Genomic DNA, 17,242 nt, shown 5'->3' on the forward strand with positions numbered 1-17,242 from the left:
CGCCACCCGGTGGTCCTGTGAAACCGTCAGAGGTCGCCGTAGTCGCTCATCTTCAGTGGCATGGGCGGGTAATTGCGCTTCACCAACGCCTTGGCCCACAGCTCCAGCACGGCGCGTCGGCTTTGCGACATGTCGCGGGTGATGGGCATCGAGAGCGTGCTCTCTTCCTGGTACTCCTTGCTGATCAGCACGATCAGCTGATCAACGGCGCCTTCGACCCGTGCCTGGGAGTTGAGCGGCATGTACTTGTTCATGATCGGGTACAGGTAATAGAACGATTGCAGCACGCGGGGGAAGATGAAGTTGTCCCAAAGCTCCTGGGGGGCGTTCGGATCCTTGTAGATGGCGTTCCATTTGTTGACGAAGTCCTGTTGCAGCTGCGGGTCCAAGGGCAGGACCCGCAGCGGGGCGAGGAAGTCGATGTAGGCCTGGGGCAGTTTGAAGCTGAAGGGGATGGTCGGGTCGCGTTGGTCTTCCTTCACGAAAAAACGCAGCGTAGGGAAGCCCGGGGCAACCGCCCTGAAGCTCAGTTGAGCGATGCCCTTGGCGTCGGTCGTGGTAGTGACATAGGCGTAATCGATCGGGCTGGACTGGCTGTTGTCCAGCGTCCCGGTGGTATAGATCGCCGCATCGAAGGCCAGGCACGGGCGCAGGTCGATGGCGATCGCGCTGCTCGGGCCATGCAGGAACTGCTGATAGCCGATGGGTGTACCCGTTGGTGTCTCCACCGATTGCAGTGCGGTGAGCCGGCGACCACTGCCGGTCGCCAGGTAAGGGGACACCGGGGGAGCGTTCTCGAATCGCGGCAGGTTGGCGGTGTTCTTCGTGCGGTCTGCCGGGTTGTCATAGAACAGTGTGAAGTCGGCCGCATTGCTGAAGGCCAGGTAGTAGTCGCTGGTGGTGACCATGTAGGGGTTGTCATATTCCGCCACCCACAGCGTGGTGTTGGCAGCCGGCTGGCCATTTTTCTGCACCATGATGTTCAGCGTCTTGTGGTCCCCCACATCGATGAACGTACCACTCTCGATCACTTCGGCGGTCCACACCTGCTGGGTGGCGGCAATCTTCGGCTCCTCTGGCGCCGGGCCCTGTTGGTGCAGCTCCAGCGGACCTGACTGCAAGGTGGCCTTGTCTGCGTCGCTCAGGGTGAAGTCCAGCAGGCCTGAGCGCAGGTCGAAGGCGGATTGTTGATACTGGTCGAAACCGAAACTCACCACCGGGGTGAACACCCCATTTTTGCGCGCCCCCAGTTGGTAGTCGCCGGCCTGGTATTTTTCGGCGGTCAGAATGGGGGCCTTGGGGTCTACCGGATAGAAAGGAAAGGTGTTCCCCAGGTCCAGCGACAGGGTGTTGCCGGTGATTTGTGCCGACGTTACGCCCAGCGTCATGGATTTCTCCTGGGTGCCTTGATACAGACTGACCGCTTCGGCGGGCACCAGGCGCGGCCCGGCGGGGGCAGTGGGGTATTCGTCGGCGAACCACAGGCCCAGGGTCGCGGCGGTGCGGCTGTAGGCGGGGTTGAAGAAGATATCGGCGACGTTGTTCAGGCCCGCCTCGTACATCCTCTTCACGTTGTCCATGGCCTCCGGGGTCGTCGAGTGGGTATCGATCGGTGGGAAGTCATTGAACACGCCGTTCCTGTCGTAACAGGTCAGGTACGTGGAGAACCTGAACATCAGGCCCTGGGCGTTCTGCTGCTTCATCTGCTGTTGAAGATTGTTCAGCAGCGACGAGTTGCCGATGACCCACTCCAGGCTGTCCTGGGTGAAACAGGTCTGCCAGGTGGTGGTGACATACGCCAGGCCGCCGAGGTTCGCCCACTTGAAGTTAAGGAAGCGGTCCAGCATGCGGTGCTGGCGATTGAGGGTCAGGCCGCAGGTAGCATCCCCCAGCACCAGTTTGTCGAAGTACAGCGCGGTGAAGGTGTTCTGCCACGGGCTGATATCCACGAAGCGGGCGGCGGAAGGCCCGGTGCTGCCAAAGGGATTGCCATTCAACTGGTAGCTCTTGCCGACCAGTGCATCCTGGGCGATGTAGGTGTTGGCTTGCAGCTCGCCGCCGATGATCAGCGATTGGGTCTGGTTGTAGTTCACCGTGCCGCAGGCATTGTCGCCGAACAGGTCCCATTCGGCGGGTATGAACGGGGGTCCGCCATTGGTGGGTACTTGCGTCACATAGGTCGGGAAGGTCTCCACGGGGCTGATCGCCCAGGGCATCAAGGTGGTGGGAGCGTTGTCCGGTGTGATGCCGTAGGTTTCCACAAACGGCCAGTTGATATCCATCTTCACCGCGTCATAAAGCGGCAGCACGTCGTTATTGTTGGCCGTCGGCGGGTTCCAGAACATATGGCCGTTGAGGTAGATGCGCGGGAAATTCAATACGCTCATGTCATGCTCCTTAGCGTTGCCACTGGGCGCGTTTCAGCGACCAGACAAAGTCCAGTTTTTTGTAACCGGCGAAAGCCGAGTCCGGCAGCGGAGTGGTGGGGTAGGCGATGCCGCCTTGATGCGGAATGGCGAAATTGAAGTAACCCTTATCGGTCGAATAGGCGGCGGTGCCATGGCAGGCCAGGCACGACGACGTGCTCTGGAACGCCGATTCCAGCTGTGAGTTGGCCAGCACCTGGGTGACGGGTTGGAACTCCACGCCGATCAGTTCGTACTTCGACAGGGTGGGGTTACTGGCCTGGAACTGCGCATTGACCGGCTTGGCCGCCGGTGTCGGTCCGGTGGTGTTGGTCATCGGTTCGGCTTTTGGCGCATTGGTCACCGTGTACTTGCTGTTGTTGATGTTTTCGAAGGTGGTCCAGACCCAATTGGCGTTCAGCTTGTTGACCACGTGCAGGCCGCTCAGGGCGGCATAGCCGACCGCGTAGGTGCCGTCGCTCTGCTGGTAGTAAGCCTGGGCAATGTAGTAGCCATCGTTTTCCAGCGTCTGCTTGTAGGCCGTGTCCGTACCGATCCACAACCAGGCGGATTTCAACTCCCAGGCGGTGGACGGGAACACCAGGTTGTCCGGCAGCGCGGCCTGGCCATTCATGTTGTAGACCTGACGCTGCACGATGTAATCGAACGTGTCCTGGCCCATCAGCAATTGGAAGCGTACCGGGCTGCCTTTTTGGGACGCGGGCACGGCACCGCCCATTTGCAGGATCAGCCCGTCGACCTGTTGGGTGGCATTGAGGTTGTGCAGGGTCCGGGTCAGGTCCAGGCCTTCTGCCTGGGCTTGCTTGAGCACCGCGTCCGGCGGCGGCACCGACGCGCCGTAGGCGCCGGGAGGGGCGCCATTGGGCAGGTAGACCTGATCGGAGGGCTTCATGGTTTCCCACTCGAGGTTGGGGCTCCCGGTGGTGGCGGGCTGATTCAGGCAGACGAACCAGTTCCAGGCCATGGTCTCGGGACTCTTGGCAAACGCTGCCCGGGTCTGGTCGACGTTGGCGCCAAATTGCAGGAAATTGCTGCAATCGAAGCTGTTGGTGTTCTCAGCCTGAGCCAAACCGGCCACGGCACTGAGAACGGTTATGGATATGGCTCGCCGCATGGAAGCTCCTTGGCATTGGCCGTGTCGGTATGAGGGTGCCCCAGGAAGTGTTCGAGGAGCAGTTGTTTCACGGCCGTGGCCGCCAGGTGCGGCGGCAATGGCAGATCACAATTGGTGATGAGCAGTGGCCCGGTCCGGGTGCTGCCGGGCAGGCGCCCATGGCTGCCGCGAACCAGCCTGGTGTCCAGCGGAATCAGGTCCATGTAGTAGCGCAAGCCGAGCTTCTTCTGAAGCAGGCGGCGCGCCACTTTCCATTGGGGGAAACGAATGGCCGGGTCGATGAACAGCTCCAGCGGGTCGTAGCCCGGCTTGCGATGGATGTCCACGGTGCGGGCAAAGTCGGGTGCCTTGCGCTCGTCGAACCAGTAGTAGTAATCGAACCAGAACCCCGGCTCGGCCACGGCCACCAGCTCGCCACTGCGTGGGTGATCCAGTTGCCAGGCCCGTTGTTCGATTTTATCCAGCACGCGCTCGATGCCGGGCTGGCGCTGCAACAGCGCCTTGACCCGAGGGATGTCTTGCGCTTGCTTCACGTAGACATGCGCGATCTGGTGATCGGCCACGGCGAAGGCCGCGCTGGCCCCGGGGTCGAGCAGCTCCCAGCTCAGCGATTGGCGCACCTGCAACAGGCCTTCCGAGCGCAACAGGCGATTGATGGACACCGATTGCCGGACCGCTTCGATGCCGTATTCGGACAGCAGCATCACCGCCGCGCCCTGTTCCTGGGCGAAGGCCAGCAGACGCCCCACTTCGCCGTCGATGGCCCGTACCTCGTCCGCAATCGATGGATGATCGGGCCCCAGCCGTTGCAGGCTGTAGTCGAGATGGGGCAGGTAGGTCAATTGCAAATCGGGCCGGTTCAGCTGGAACTCGGCGATGGCGCAATCAACGATCCAACGGCTTGACGCAATGCCGGCCGCCGGGCCCCAGAAGCTCGGGAAGGGGAATTTGCCGATCTGTTCCTCGATGCATTCGTGCAACGTGGCTGGCGCCGAATACAGGCCGAAGACTTTGCGCCCGTCGGCGGGGTAGTGAGGGCGTGGGGTGATGGCGGCGTCCACGTCCGCATACATGTTGTACCACCAGAACAACTGGCTGCAACGAAAGCCGGGGAGCTGGCGCTTGAGCACTTGCCAGACCTTTTCTCCCTGGATCAAGGCGTTGGGTTGCAGCCAGAAGCGGACTTCGGCCTGATCGCGAAAATACCAGCCGTTGCCCACGATGCCGTGCTCCGAAGGCGCCTGGCCGGTGAGGATCGAGGCCTGCACCGTCGATGTGACGGCCGGGAACATCGGTTGCAGGGTCGCCATCCGGGCGGTTTTCAGCAGGGCATTGATGTGCGGCGTCGCGTCCCCCAGCAGTGCCGGCGTCAGCCCCACTACGTTGATCAGCAGCAGCGGTTGACGCGGGCGATCAGCGGGCATTGGCGTACGCCTCCAGCGCTGGGACGTGCAGTAGCTGGTGCTGGTGCAGTTGCGCTTCGACCCAATGCAGTTCCGCCGTGATCCCCTGGAGTTGGGCGTGCTCGGTGGTGGGACGCAACGGCGCGGGCAGGACGCCCCAGCTATAGGTCTCCACCTCCAGGACGGGGCGAAAATCCCGGTGCTCGGCGAGGAAGTCGAAGGTCTGCGTCAGGGCGACCTGACTGCCGCTGAGCTCGGGCAACAGCAAGTGTTCGCTGAACAAAGGAATGTGAAAGTGGATGCGCAGTTCGGGGTGTTGCCCCGGATTGTTCGCGCATTCGTCGAGGGCGACGGGAAGGTCCGCCCAGGCCGATAGCCGGTCCTGCGCATCGCGCGCCTTCACTTGATGCAGGTAGGTGGTTTCGGCGAAGTCGCCCAAGGTCTTGAGCACGTGTTCACGCCGCTCGACATCTTGGGGCAGGCGGCAGATCAAGGCGTTGGACAGCTGGATCTTGCCCACGGGCACCCCGGCCTGACGCAGCTTGTCCAGCGAGTGATAACAGTCTTCGAACATCACGGCCTGGTGGCAGACATCAAAACACAGCGCCAGATGATCGTGGTGCGGGTCGCTGGCTTGCAGGTGCTGGAAAAAGGCAATCGCCTGGTCGGTGTTTTCCAGCACGCAGTCCGGTTCCATCTCCAGGCAGAACACAATTTTCTTGCCCGTCTCCAGGTGCAGTCTCGCCAATGAAGCCGTGAGTTGACGCAACTGGTATTCGGCGCGCTCCTGCAACGTCGGGTTCCAGTTCGCGGCATAGCCCAGCGGCACGCTGGAGATCACGCCCTGCTGACAATCCGGCGGCAAGGCCTGGGCGAGGATCCAGGCCAGGTTCAAGCTGTACGCCAGGCGTTTCTGATCGGCCCAACTGGGCAGATAGACCTCGGCTTTCACGGCGCCCTGATGAAATTGGCCGTAGGGAAAGCCGTTAAGCGAAGTCAGGCGTAGCCCACAGCGTTGCAGCAGGTTGAGAAAGTCCGTGCTAGCCGCTTTCTGTTGCAACTGCGCTGCGGCGAGGTCGCTGATCCACAGCCCGCTGTCCTGCTCCTGCAAGCCGCGCAGGCTTCGTACGCCCTGGAAATGCGCTTCGATGGAGGACCGGAGCCCGGCGAGGTCACGGGTCGGATGCACATTGCTGCAGTAACCGATCTGCCCGGCTGCCCAACCCGTGCCGGCCGTCATTTGATCACCGGTTCCTGGCCCCGCAAGGCGGAGTTGTCCTGCCATTGGCGACGCTGGTCGATGGGCAGCGGGGTACTGACCAGGGTTTTATCCAGCTGGCCGCTCTGGCCGAAAAAGTCCACCGGATTATGGAACAGCACCTGCTCGACCTGGGTTTCACTGAAGCCGGCCGCCAGCATCGCCTGGCCCGTCTTGGGCACCTTGAGCGGGTCGCTGATGCCCCAGTCGGCGGCGCTGTTGACCACCATTTTCTCCGTGCCGTATTGCTGGAGCAGGGCGACCATGCGCTGTTCCGACATCTTGGTGTTGGGGTAGATGGAGTGGCCGCGCCAGCAATCGCTTTCCAGCACCAGCGGCAGGGTCAGTTCGTTGAGGTGGTCAATGATCACCAGATGCTCGGCAATCCCCACTTCACGGATCACCGCCAGGGTGCGCCTGGTGCCGCCGATCTTGTCGCGGTGCGGTGTGTGGACCAGCACCGGCAGGTTGAATTGCCTGGCGAGTTCCAACTGGGCGGCGAGGAAACGATCCTCTTCGGGGGTGATGTCGTCGTAGCCGATTTCGCCGACCGCCACGACGCCTTCCTTCACCAGGTAGCGCGGCAGAATCTCCAACACCTCATTGGCCACCGACAGATCATTGGCCTCTTTGGGGTTGAGACCGATGGTGCAGAAGTGATGGATGCCGAACATGCTGGCACGAAAGCGCTCCCAACCCAGCAAGGTGTCGAAGTAGTCGATGAAACTGCCGACACTGGTCCTGGCCTGGCCCTGCCAGAAGGCGGGTTCTATGACCCCGGTGATGCCGGCGGCCGCCATGTTCTGGTAGTCATCGGTGGTGCGGCTGACCATGTGGATGTGCGGGTCGAAATACTTGAGCATGGTGAATCCTCATCAGAAAAGGCGGGACCGTTGTGCATCACTTCGCTGAGGGGCCGACCAGGTAGTCGTGCCATTCCGGCGGCAGGCGCTGCTGCTGGTTCAGGCCGGTCAAGCGCTGGCGTTGCGCCGGGCTGAGCAAGTCGAAGGCAATCACCCGGGGCAGACCGACCGACACCGTTCGTTCGGCGGCGAGTTGTTCGTCCAGCAGGTCGAGGGCCAACTGATTGAGGCTGACGCCCTGTCGTTGTGCCAGGCCGATCAGGCGCCGGATGTCGAGGCCCATGCCCAGCGTCTTCAGCACCAATTGGTGGAAGGCCCGTTCGCTGTAGTGTCGCGATGGGTAGAGGGTGTCCAGGGCGAGGGCGGCAAACACCTGGTTATTACTGGTACGCCCGGCCTGCAACGCCAGCTCCACGCAGAGCCCGCGGCGATCGAGCCAGTCGAAGGCTTTCAGGGTGGCGATCTTTTCCTGGTCGTCGCCCCACAAATACAGTTGGCGCAACACGGGCAATTGCTCGGCAGCGGGTTGCTGCTCCAGCACCTGGGCCAGCAGCAACGCCCGCGCCAGTTGAACGCTGCTCCAGCCGGCACAGTCGGGCAGCTCACGTTCCTTGAGGTGGCGCTTGCACTGGCTGCTCAACAGCGCCGCAGTGCGGGCGTCCGGGTGTTGCGCCAACTGTTCTTGTGCCTGGCGCCACCACTGCAGCTCGCTGTCATCGAGCTGTTGGCCGAACAACTGGCGATGCTCGGCGAGACAGCCCAGGCGCATGTCGAGAGCCGTCGATGGCGGCTTGGTAACGTCCGTGTTCATGTCGGTTTGATCCAGCGCTGAAAGTGTGGAAGCAGAAAAAACACCAAGACACAGAGCAGGCTGCCCAAGGGCTGGTCAGCCACGGCCAGCACCAAGGCATCGAACAGTGGCAAGGCAGCCAGGCCGGCACCGATAAACGCGCGCACCTGCCGCTGCCGGGGGTTGGCAAGGTGACGCCAGTAGTGCCAGCCCAGCCAGCCCAGCCAGAGCAACAGCACCGGCCAGAACCAGACGTTGTCGCTATAGAACGCCAAGGCCAGTGGACTCAGCATCAGGACCAGAGGGAGGCGGCTGAGCAACTGGTTGCGGTGTTCCTGGCGGGCCAGGTAGGTCAGGCCGCTGATGTAGACCCCGAGCAACAGGGCGCACAACCAGATCGGTTCCGCTGGCACCGCCAGGCTGGCCGCCGCCGTGAGGTAGAGCGCCGATCGGCAGGCGCCCATCAGCCAGACGCTGTGGGCGTATTTCTTGTGCAGCAGGTTGTAGCCAAGGATGCAGCCCACCAGCAGGGCGGCACTGCCCAGCAGCCAGTGCGGTTGATCGATCAGCCGGCTCAGGCCCAACACCGATGCAGCGGCCAAGGTCAGCAACAAAACGGTGGCCAGCCTCACTTGCTGTCGGCTGACCAGGCCAAGGGTGATGGGGCGCGGGTTCTGGTGTTGCTGGTCCCAGTCGGCGTCCAGCAAGTCATTCAACAACATGCCGGCCAGGTACAGCAGCGACAGCGCGGCCAGCAGCAGTACCCACACCAACGAAGAGGGCGGGGCCAAGGCGCCGGCACTGCTGGCAAGCAGCGCGGCGGCCATGACGTTGGTCCATACCGTGGGCAGGTTGGACACCCGGCCCAGGGTCATCCAGGTCTTCAGGTTCAGCGGCAGCGGGCTCATTGCGCGCAGCCTTCTCTGAGGATGAGCGTGGGGTCGAGTCCGGTGGACAGTCGTTGCAATGCTTGCTCCATGCGCGCGGTATCGATGTCATGCAGGTCCACCGATTCGCCGATCCGGCTGAGCATGGGGATGGACAGTTGCCCGCCCAGATGCTGGCGGAACTCCTCCAGCCCGAGCAGCACCTGCGAGCGGCCCTGTGCATCCTTCAAGTCCAGCTCCGGTGGATTCAGGCAGAAGCCGAGCTTGACCAGCAGGCGCAGGACGCGTTCGCTGTCGGCATTGCTCAACAGCCCCAAGGCGTTGGCGTAGAGCCCATCCAGCGCCATGCCCACCGCCACGGCTTCACCATGCCGCAGGCGATGGCGGCTGAGGTTTTCCAATTTGTGCGCGGCCCAGTGCCCATAGTCCAAGGGCCGCCCGTTACCACGTTCGAAAGGATCACCGGCACCGGTGATGTGCCCCAGGTGCAGTTCGGCGCAGCGGCGGATTGCGTAGCGGCTGGCCGCGTGATCAAAGTGGGCGAGGGCATCGGCGTGCTGCTCCATCCATTCGAAGAACGCCCGGTCCTTGATCAACGCGACCTTTACCGCCTCGGCCAGCCCGGCAATCTGGTCGCGATGGCTCAGGCTCGTCAGCAACTGGAAGTCGTTGATCACTGCCGTGGCAGGATAAAAGGCGCCCAGCAGGTTCTTCTGGCCAAAGGCATTGATGCCGTTCTTCACGCCGATACCGGCGTCGTTCTGCGCGAGCACCGTACTCGGAACCCGGATCAGGCGAATGCCACGGTGGAAGGTCGCACAGGCATAGCCCACCGCATCCAGCACCGCGCCGCCGCCCAGGGCCAGCACATAGCAATGCCGGTCCAGCCCATGGTGCAGCATGTCGGTGTACAACTGCTGCAGCACCTCTGCGGTTTTGCTCAATTCGCCAGCCGGCACCGCAATGGGCGCCGCCTGCAAACGCAAGTCCGCAGCATGGGCGGCAAAGTAGCCGTCGATCTGGCCCAACAACGGCGGGGCGCTTTGCAACAGCTGTTCATCGGCGAACACCAGCACCGTTACCGGGCCGCTGTGCTGGGCCGTGAGTTGACGGTGCAGGCAAGGATTGAGCGGATCGAACAGGTGGTCGGTGAACAGCACCGGGTAGTCGTAGCTGACCTCGAAGCGTCCGCGCAATGGTTGCTCCGCGCCGCTGCGACGCAGGGCCTTGGTCAGGTTGTACCCGGCGATGAACAGCCCGGGCAACACCATGCTGGCGAGCAGGGTCACCAGCAACGCATTCTGTTCGACCAGGAAGGTCCCGATGGCGCTGTAGGCCAGTGCCAGGCCCGCATTCGCCAGGGTGGTGACCAACAGGAACGGGCGCAGCGGGTAGCGTTGCATGCCGGCGGCGACCACCGAGGTTTCTGCCAGCACCGGTACGCCGCGCAGGCAGATCAACGACAGCGTGCCCAACCGGTAGGCCATTTGCCCCGGCTGGCGCTGATGCAAGCCCAGGCGCCCGGACAGCAGGCGAAAATACCCGGCCCCCAGCGCGTAACCCAATCCGGCCCCCAGGCACAGGCCGATGAAAATCGCCAGGTAGCCACCGAGACTGCCGAGCATTGCCACGGCCAGCAGCGCCACCATGCTTGAAGGCACCGGCAGCACCACGTCCAGCGCCAGCAGCGCGATCAGCAACAACGCCAGGCCAAGTTTCTGGGAAGGCGTCGAAGGCAGGTACAGGTTGAGGTGGGTCAGGAAGTCCTGGATCTGTTGTTCGAACAACAGAAAGCTGGCAATGACCAGGCCCGAGAAGCACAGTAAGGAAAGCCAAAACAGACGGGCAGGCTCTCTTTGCGAGCGTGCACGAAACCAACGGCTGCGCTTCATCAAGCATCCCTCTTGTTGTTTTCGACAGATTCCGTGTCAGTTACCAAATGCAGCGTCGGGTGCGTTTCAGATCAATAAATTCTCTCGCCGGGAGGGCTGTTTTTTACGAGCCGTGGGCCGTGTGGGTGAAGACAGTCTTGAATCTAGTCGGACATGGTGTTTTTGCAAGGTCGTCTGATGGCAATGTGATTTTTTCCGGGCCAATGCATATGCACTGGGAGGTTCTAGACACTTGCCACCCCATGGCCGAGAGACTGCCGATAATGTTCTTCGTCGACTTCGGTCAGGGTTGCATAGCCGTCGTAGTGATAAATTCGATGCTTGTCTCGGGCATAGCGGTCTGTCAGGAATTCGAGGGTGGCCAGGTCGATACGCTTGGCGCTCAGTGGGCGACGGTGGCAGAACAGCTTGCGCGTACCCAACTGCAAAAAATCGGGGTGCGGTACGCGGACCTCCTCAGGATCGAACGCCACATCCAACGGCTTGCCTTCCGAGAAGATCAAGGTCGGGCTGATGGCATAAGTACCGAGAATGCGTGTGTCAGAGGGATGGAGACGTTTTTTCGCCTCGCCGTAGTAATACACCGCGTCCCGGTCCTTGGCCCAACCATGGCCGCAGGACTCGAAGGTGGCCAGTTGCGCCTTACGAATCGGTTCGGGGGGATGGTAGAAAATCCGGTGGCAGAACACGGTTTTGCCGTCGGTCAGGTAGGGCGGGCCGAGTGAGCGGAAGTGCTCTGCGGGTTCTTGGGAAAACCGTTCAGGCACCTGGGTTTCGACGTTATGAAACGGGATCAGATACAAGCCTTGGGCATCGCCGCACAGGTGCGTGTCCAGCAATTTGAAACTCGCCGCGTCCAGTCCGTTGATCACACGTCCGTGAAAATACACCTGGCGGCCCCGTTCGAACCCGAGACCGATGGGCTGTAACGGCAGCGTTTGCGTATGCGTTTGCGCGGCTGCGGGTAGTGCCTGCAAGCGGTGCCACCAATAATCCTCCAATTGCGGATGGGCTTCGAAGTACGGTGCCCAGGTTTCTTGCATGGCCTCATCGATGATGCCGCCGGAGTCCAGCGGACCGTTCTTGTCACCTGCCAGTACGGGCGCGTCATCCTGGTCGTTGCGATAGAGCTGGGCCACTACGAAGCTTTCTACATCGACATCAAGGCGTTTCTGGCGCTTGTAGACGTGTTGGTGATCACGGTAGTAATCGAACCCCAAGTGACGAAAACTGGGGCCATGAGCGTCACGCAAGCGGGTTCCGGCGGCGTAGACGAACCTGTCGTCCACGGCAAAATAATCATCTTCGTACTCGCTGGCGCCCACCACGCGGCCGCACTCATCGAACGCTGGCTGCCAGCACTTGAGCAGGTGGAAGTCGCCGACGTAGCGGATAGTCTTGCCCGTCAGGTAGTAAGCGCGCTGGCTGTCCTTGGCGTAGCGTTCATTGAGTACGGTGAAGGTGCTCAGGTCGGCATTGTCGATACGGTAGAAATATTCATAGGAGATGCCCGAGCCTTGCTGCGCTTGCACGATGACCGACTGCCCATCGGTTCCCCAGCGATGGGCGAGCATCTGGAAGTCGTCCGGATTTGCAATCGGCAGCGGCGTACCGTCTTTCTGGTGCAGGGGCTTGAACCCCTTGTAGACCTGATCGTCGATCACTCGATAGGACGGGTGGTTGCAATACCGCACCCGCGCCGTGGCGCTGGCGATAAATTGGCCTTGCAGAAAGAGATGCACGCCGTCGCTGAACAGCGCGGAGGCTGAAGCCACCGAGGCCGGTGTCGCTGCCAACAGGGCCAGGCGGTCGGGGCGCGCCTGGGGGATTTGAGTGATCGCGTACTCACCGAACCAATAGGCGCGGGATTCGTCACGCCAGTACTGGTGGCCGAGGCTCTCCAGGCCTTTGTCGAACCGAAACGGCAGGGCCTGAAGCGCGTGGTAGCCGTGGCGCTCCCGATAGCCTGGAAGCAGATAGTAATCGCGCAGGGCGTCGCGCAAGACCCAAGGGCTGCGTCGATGCCGCCAAACCGGTTGACCTGCCAGCAAGGGCGAGGGCGGATAATGCCCGGCGTTCGCACATTGCGCCCACTCAGCGGGGCGTGCGCCTTCAGGGCTGAGCATGATGTACACATCAGGCACTTGCCCGTCGCCCAGCAGCACACCGTCCATGAACGCAAAGCCTTGATGCCATTCGAGGTCAAGCGGCTCCCAGTCAGCCTTGTCCGTCCCGGTGATTGTCATGTTATTGCGATCTGCTCTCCAGACAGGTGGGGCACCCAGGCAAAGGTCGCCGCTACGACGCTCAGGAAATGAACGTCAGCAGCGCTCTCACCAGGATCCGGCCATTCAGGGAAAATGATACCTACGGTCCAGAGGGGCGTGAAGGCTAGAGTGGGGAGCGGGTGACCGACATCACTTACGCTGTCCGGAGCGGGCCGGCGAAAGGATGTCGGTGCAATGGCGTAATCCCAGCCACGGTCAGAACTTGAAGCGCCCAACCAATCCCTTGAGCTGCCCGGAAATATCGGTCAAGCGTCCCGAGCCGGTTTGCGCCGAGTGGGCGAATTCTTCAACCAGTTGGGCGTCGGCATGGATCTGCGCGATGTGTCGGTTGATGTCTTCGGCCACCTGGTGCTGTTCCTCTGCCGCCGTGGCGATCTGGGTGTTCTGGTCGCGGATCGAGTCCACCGAGTTGCGGATCTTATCGAAGCTGTCGCGCGCCTGTTGGATGCGTTCGACGCTGGTTTGCGACACCTGAAGGCTGCTTTGCATCTGCTGGGTGACTTCCTGGGTCCGCCGGGCAAGGTTGCCGAGCAGGCTGTCGATTTCACCGGTGGAGTCGGCTGTCCGCCGTGCCAGGGCGCGTACTTCGTCGGCGACCACTGCAAACCCACGGCCCTGGTCACCGGCGCGAGCGGCTTCGATGGCGGCGTTGAGGGCGAGCAGGTTGGTCTGTTCGGCGATCGAGCGAATGGTGTCGAGGATGGTGTTGATGTTCTTGCTGTCTTGCTCAAGCGCTTGCATGGTCTGGGTCGACTTTTGCAGATCCTCGCTCAGTTTCAATACGCTGCCGGTGGCTTCGCCGATGTGGTGCTGGCCGTCGTGCACGTCGCGATAACCGGTGTCCGCACTGGAGGCGGCTTCGCTGCAGGAACGGGCCACTTCGTTGGCGGTGGCGACCATCTCGTTGAACGCGGTGCTCACCAGTTCCACGGCCTGGCGCTGGCGCCCGGCGGCTTCGTTCATGTTCTGGGCGACATCGCGGGTGTCGGCAGCGGCGCTTTGCAGGTCGGAGGAGGCGCTGCCGATGCGTTGGACCAACTGGGCAATCATGCCCAGGAACTGGTTGAACCAACTGGCCAGGGTGGCGGTTTCGTCCTTGCCCTGCACCGTGAGTTGGCGGGTCAGGTCGCCTTCACCTTCGGCGATTTCCTGCAGGCCATTCGCAACGCCACGAATCGGGCGCACGATCACGCTGGCGAAACTTGCACCGACCACGGCGAAGACCACCGCCAACGTGGCGGCGATCACCGCAATCAGCCAGGTCAGGCTTGAAGCCTCGGCCATCACTTCGTCGCGCTTGATCAGGCCAATGAAGCGCCAGCCCAGGCCTTTGGAACTGACAACGTTAGCCATGTAGGGCACACCGTCGATCTCGATCTGGGTGACGCCGTCGCCGCTCTTGGCAAGCTCGGCATAGTTGGGGCCCAGGTCGGCCAGGGGCTTGAAGTTGTGCTTGGCGTCGCCGGCGTCCACCAGCACGTTGCCGTTGGCTTCCACCAGAATCAGGTAGCCGCTCTCACCCAACTTGATGTTCTTGACCAGTTCGGTCAGTTGCTTGAGCGACACGTCCAGGCCGACGACGCCCACCAGTTTGCCGGCAGCATCGGAGACAGTGTGGACGATACCGATCAGCGACACGTCATCCGGTGCCCAGTAATAGGCGTCCGTGCGCACGGTGTTGCCAGGCGAGGCGATGGCAGCCTTGTACCAGGGACGTACGCGTGGGTCGTAGTTGGAAATTTTCGGGTCATCCGGCCAGCTGGCGTAGCCACCATCGGCCAACCCCAGGGAAAGATAGGCGGTGGTCGGATGGGTCTTGGCGAACCGGTCGAAAATCGCCAGGAGTTCTTTATTGGTTTCAGGAAGCGGGATTTGCGCCGCGTCGGCGCCGGAATAGTTTTTCAGGTCCTTGGCGACAACGATCCGCGGATCCTTGGCGAAGAACTCGACGTTCTGGCTGATGCCGTCGAAGAACTGCTTCATCCCGTTGTCAATCTGGCGGATTTCACGGCCGCTGCTGTCGAGGAAGTTGGTTTTTGCCGCGTCTCGCAGGTTCAATACGACGAGCACTGCCACCAGGACAACCGGGAGGCAGGCAATGGTCGCGAACGCCCATGTCAGCTTTTGTTTGATATTCATGACTTCTCCCGCGGAATATTTTTGATGTTGGAGCGGCGGAAACAGCAGCGGTTGGCCTTGCGGGTTTTCAGAAAGGGAAAAGCGCCCATGCCTACTCCCAGTGTATCGACCAAAGTCGTAGGCACTTGAGGCCCGCCAGCGTTGACAGTGACCGAACAGTCAAGGTGATTGCAGACGGCACGACTAGGCTGGAAAATGCCCCGGATGGTCCCGCACCCTTTGCCTCCCCGTGAGCGAGAAAGTGCCGCGCGTCCTGATCGTCTTCATGTATTCACGAGGCCCTATGGCGAGCGCATTCGAGAGCGTACTTAAAAACAAGAACATGGCTTATCGACCACTGGGCTCGACGCCTGCCGGCCGGGCGCCGATTCGCGTCGCGTTTGTATTGATGGACAACTTCTCGATGATGTCCTTCACCGGCGCGGTGGACGCGCTGGTGACGGCCAACCTGATGAGCGATATGCCCCTCTATGAGGTGTTGACGGTTGGGGTCTGCGGCGCACAGGTAACGAGCGATCTCGGGATTGTCATCTCGACCGACATCGAGTTGGCGCAGATGCCGGAAAACCAGGACGTGCTGATCGTCGCCGGCGGCTTTCGCGTGAAGCTGCAGGGCCATCCCTTGCTGCGCCGCAAGCTGCGCGCCAATGCCACCGCCGGGGCGATGATGGGCGGGCTCTGGAACGGCGTGTTTTTTGTCGCCGACGCTGGCCTGCTCGAGGGTTTCGAGTGCGCCGTCCACCCGGAAAGTCGCGCGATGATGCTGGAGGTGTTCCCCAACGTGAAGGTGTCCAGCCGTGCCTATGTCCTGGACCGGGGGCGAGTCAGTTGCGCCGGGGCCAACAGTTCGTTGCGCATGATGCTGCAGGTGATTCGCCAGACGGGAGGCGAGGCGCTGGTGGGCGCGATCGAGGAAATCCTGCGTTGCGATGAATCAGGCGATGCCACGGACTTGCCGCCGGTCTTCGTCGAAACGGACCCGACGCTGCCGGAAAGCCTCAAGTTGGCGTTGGAGTTGATGTGGCAAAACGTCGAAGAGCCACTGACGATCGATGAACTGGCGGCGTGCGTGAAGATTTCCAAGCGGCAGCTGGAACGGCGCTTCTGCAGTTTTCTCGGGGCGACCCCCACGCGTTATTACCTGGAGTTGCGCCTGACCCGCGCGCGTCAACTTATCCAGCAGACCAATCGCTCGGTCACGGAAATCGCCGTGGCCACGGGCTTCGTCAGTTCGCCGCATTTCCAGCGGCGTTTCCGGGATTTCTTCGGTGTTCCGCCGGGCAGTTATCGTTCGACGTTTGCGCGCAAGTAAGCATTTTCAGCGGCACAACAACGTCGAGGGAGCAAGCTCCCTCGACCCGACAGCGGTGCTTCCCTCGCAAAGGGAACACGCCTCATGGCATTTGCGGCAATTCCTGCGGCCGCAGATCGAAGACCAGCACCTCGGCATCCTGGCCGTTGCTCAGGGTCAGCACCTGCTCCTCGCGCACCCGCACGCCGTCACCTTCCTGTAGTTGCACGCCGTTAAGCTCGACAGCGCCTCGGGCCACATGCACATAGGCGTACCGATCAGGCGCCAGCGTCAGGGTCGCGCTTTCGTTGCCGTCGAACAACCCGGCATGGACCCGTGCGTCCTGGCGTACCTCAAGTGAGCCATCGGCACCGTCCGGCGAGATGATCAGTTGCAGGCGGCCGCGTTTCTGCTCGGCGCTGAAGTGCTCCTGTTGATAGCGTGGCTTGGCGCCGCTGACGTTGGGCACAATCCAGATTTGCAGGAAGTGCACCAACTCATCCGCGCTGTGGTTGAACTCACTGTGGGCCACGCCGCTGCCCGCGCTCATCAGTTGTACGTCACCCGGGCGGATGACCGAGCCCGTGCCGAGGGTGTCCTTGTGCTCCAGCGCACCTTCGAGCACATAGGAAAAAATCTCCATGTCCCGGTGGGGGTGCTGGCCGAAACCCTTGGCGGCGGCAACGCGGTCGTCGTTGATCACCAGCAGGTCGGAAAAGCCCTGTTGGTTGAGGTCACGGTAGTTGGCGAAGGAAAAGGTGTGGAACGAGGTCAGCCAGCCGTGGCGGGCGATGCCGCGATCCGAAGCTTTGCGAAGGGTCAGCATGATGGATTCTCCTGATGTCTGTGGGCGGCGGCTGGGCCGTTCGCCGGGTTCAGAAGAAGATTAAT

The 17,242-nt window shown here is 61.9% G+C and carries 12 protein-coding genes and 1 pseudogene; 1 reads left to right on the forward strand and 12 read right to left on the reverse strand.

Annotation, left to right across the window (positions count from 1 at the left end):
• Nucleotides 1–26: 26 nt before the first annotated feature.
• The 11 genes and pseudogenes from J7E36_RS00955 to J7E36_RS25445 form a co-directional block, all read right to left on the reverse strand.
• Complete coding sequence (locus tag J7E36_RS00955; protein ID WP_214998999.1) at nt 27–2,387, reverse strand: hypothetical protein; 2,361 nt, start codon at nt 2,385–2,387, stop codon at nt 27–29.
• Nucleotides 2,388–2,397: 10 nt separating this feature from the next.
• On the reverse strand, nt 2,398–3,540 hold the full coding sequence (locus tag J7E36_RS00960) for a hypothetical protein (protein ID WP_214999000.1): 1,143 nt from the start codon (nt 3,538–3,540) through the stop codon (nt 2,398–2,400).
• Nucleotides 3,519–4,964 carry an alkaline phosphatase family protein gene (locus J7E36_RS00965; protein WP_214999001.1) on the reverse strand — a complete coding sequence of 482 codons (1,446 nt, stop codon included), beginning with the start codon at nt 4,962–4,964 and terminating at the stop codon, nt 3,519–3,521. Before J7E36_RS00965 ends, J7E36_RS00960 begins: the two co-directional genes overlap by 22 nt.
• Entirely contained in the window at nt 4,954–6,183 is a 1,230-nt protein-coding gene (gene eboE, locus J7E36_RS00970; RefSeq protein ID WP_214999002.1) for a metabolite traffic protein EboE, read from the reverse strand. Before eboE ends, J7E36_RS00965 begins: the two co-directional genes overlap by 11 nt.
• A complete protein-coding gene (locus tag J7E36_RS00975; protein WP_214999003.1) occupies nt 6,180–7,064 on the reverse strand; it encodes a TatD family hydrolase in 885 nt (294 codons plus the stop codon). Before J7E36_RS00975 ends, eboE begins: the two co-directional genes overlap by 4 nt.
• A 37-nt stretch (nt 7,065–7,101) precedes the next feature.
• Complete coding sequence (locus tag J7E36_RS00980; RefSeq protein WP_214999005.1) at nt 7,102–7,875, reverse strand: EboA domain-containing protein; 774 nt, start codon at nt 7,873–7,875, stop codon at nt 7,102–7,104.
• Nucleotides 7,872–8,762, reverse strand: coding sequence for a UbiA family prenyltransferase (locus tag J7E36_RS00985; RefSeq protein WP_214999007.1), 891 nt, complete (start codon nt 8,760–8,762; stop codon nt 7,872–7,874). The genes J7E36_RS00980 and J7E36_RS00985 overlap by 4 nt, the downstream gene beginning before the upstream one ends.
• A complete protein-coding gene (locus tag J7E36_RS00990) occupies nt 8,759–10,633 on the reverse strand; it encodes a 3-dehydroquinate synthase (protein WP_214999010.1) in 1,875 nt (624 codons plus the stop codon). Before J7E36_RS00990 ends, J7E36_RS00985 begins: the two co-directional genes overlap by 4 nt.
• 224 nt (nt 10,634–10,857) lie before the next feature.
• Nucleotides 10,858–12,879 (reverse strand): DKNYY domain-containing protein, encoded by a 2,022-nt coding sequence (locus tag J7E36_RS00995; protein ID WP_214999012.1) that lies wholly within the window; start codon nt 12,877–12,879, stop codon nt 10,858–10,860.
• Nucleotides 12,880–13,116: 237 nt separating this feature from the next.
• Entirely contained in the window at nt 13,117–13,971 is an 855-nt protein-coding gene (locus J7E36_RS25440; protein WP_435304148.1) for a methyl-accepting chemotaxis protein, read from the reverse strand.
• A gap of 6 nt (nt 13,972–13,977) precedes the next feature.
• A pseudogene (locus J7E36_RS25445) lies at nt 13,978–15,060 on the reverse strand (cache domain-containing protein); the annotation flags it as partial.
• Between the two features lie 283 nt (nt 15,061–15,343).
• On the opposite strand from J7E36_RS25445, the gene J7E36_RS01005 reads away from it, so the two are divergent.
• On the forward strand, nt 15,344–16,372 hold the full coding sequence (locus tag J7E36_RS01005; RefSeq protein ID WP_214999016.1) for a GlxA family transcriptional regulator: 1,029 nt from the start codon (nt 15,344–15,346) through the stop codon (nt 16,370–16,372).
• 82 nt (nt 16,373–16,454) lie between these two features.
• Here J7E36_RS01005 and J7E36_RS01010 read toward each other — a convergent pair whose 3' ends face one another.
• Nucleotides 16,455–17,177, reverse strand: coding sequence for a pirin family protein (locus tag J7E36_RS01010; RefSeq protein WP_214999017.1), 723 nt, complete (start codon nt 17,175–17,177; stop codon nt 16,455–16,457).
• Between the last annotated feature and the right edge of the window lie 65 nt (nt 17,178–17,242).

It is taken from the genome of Pseudomonas fluorescens (genome assembly GCF_018614775.1).
Classification (GTDB): domain Bacteria; phylum Pseudomonadota; class Gammaproteobacteria; order Pseudomonadales; family Pseudomonadaceae; genus Aquipseudomonas; species Aquipseudomonas fluorescens_BY.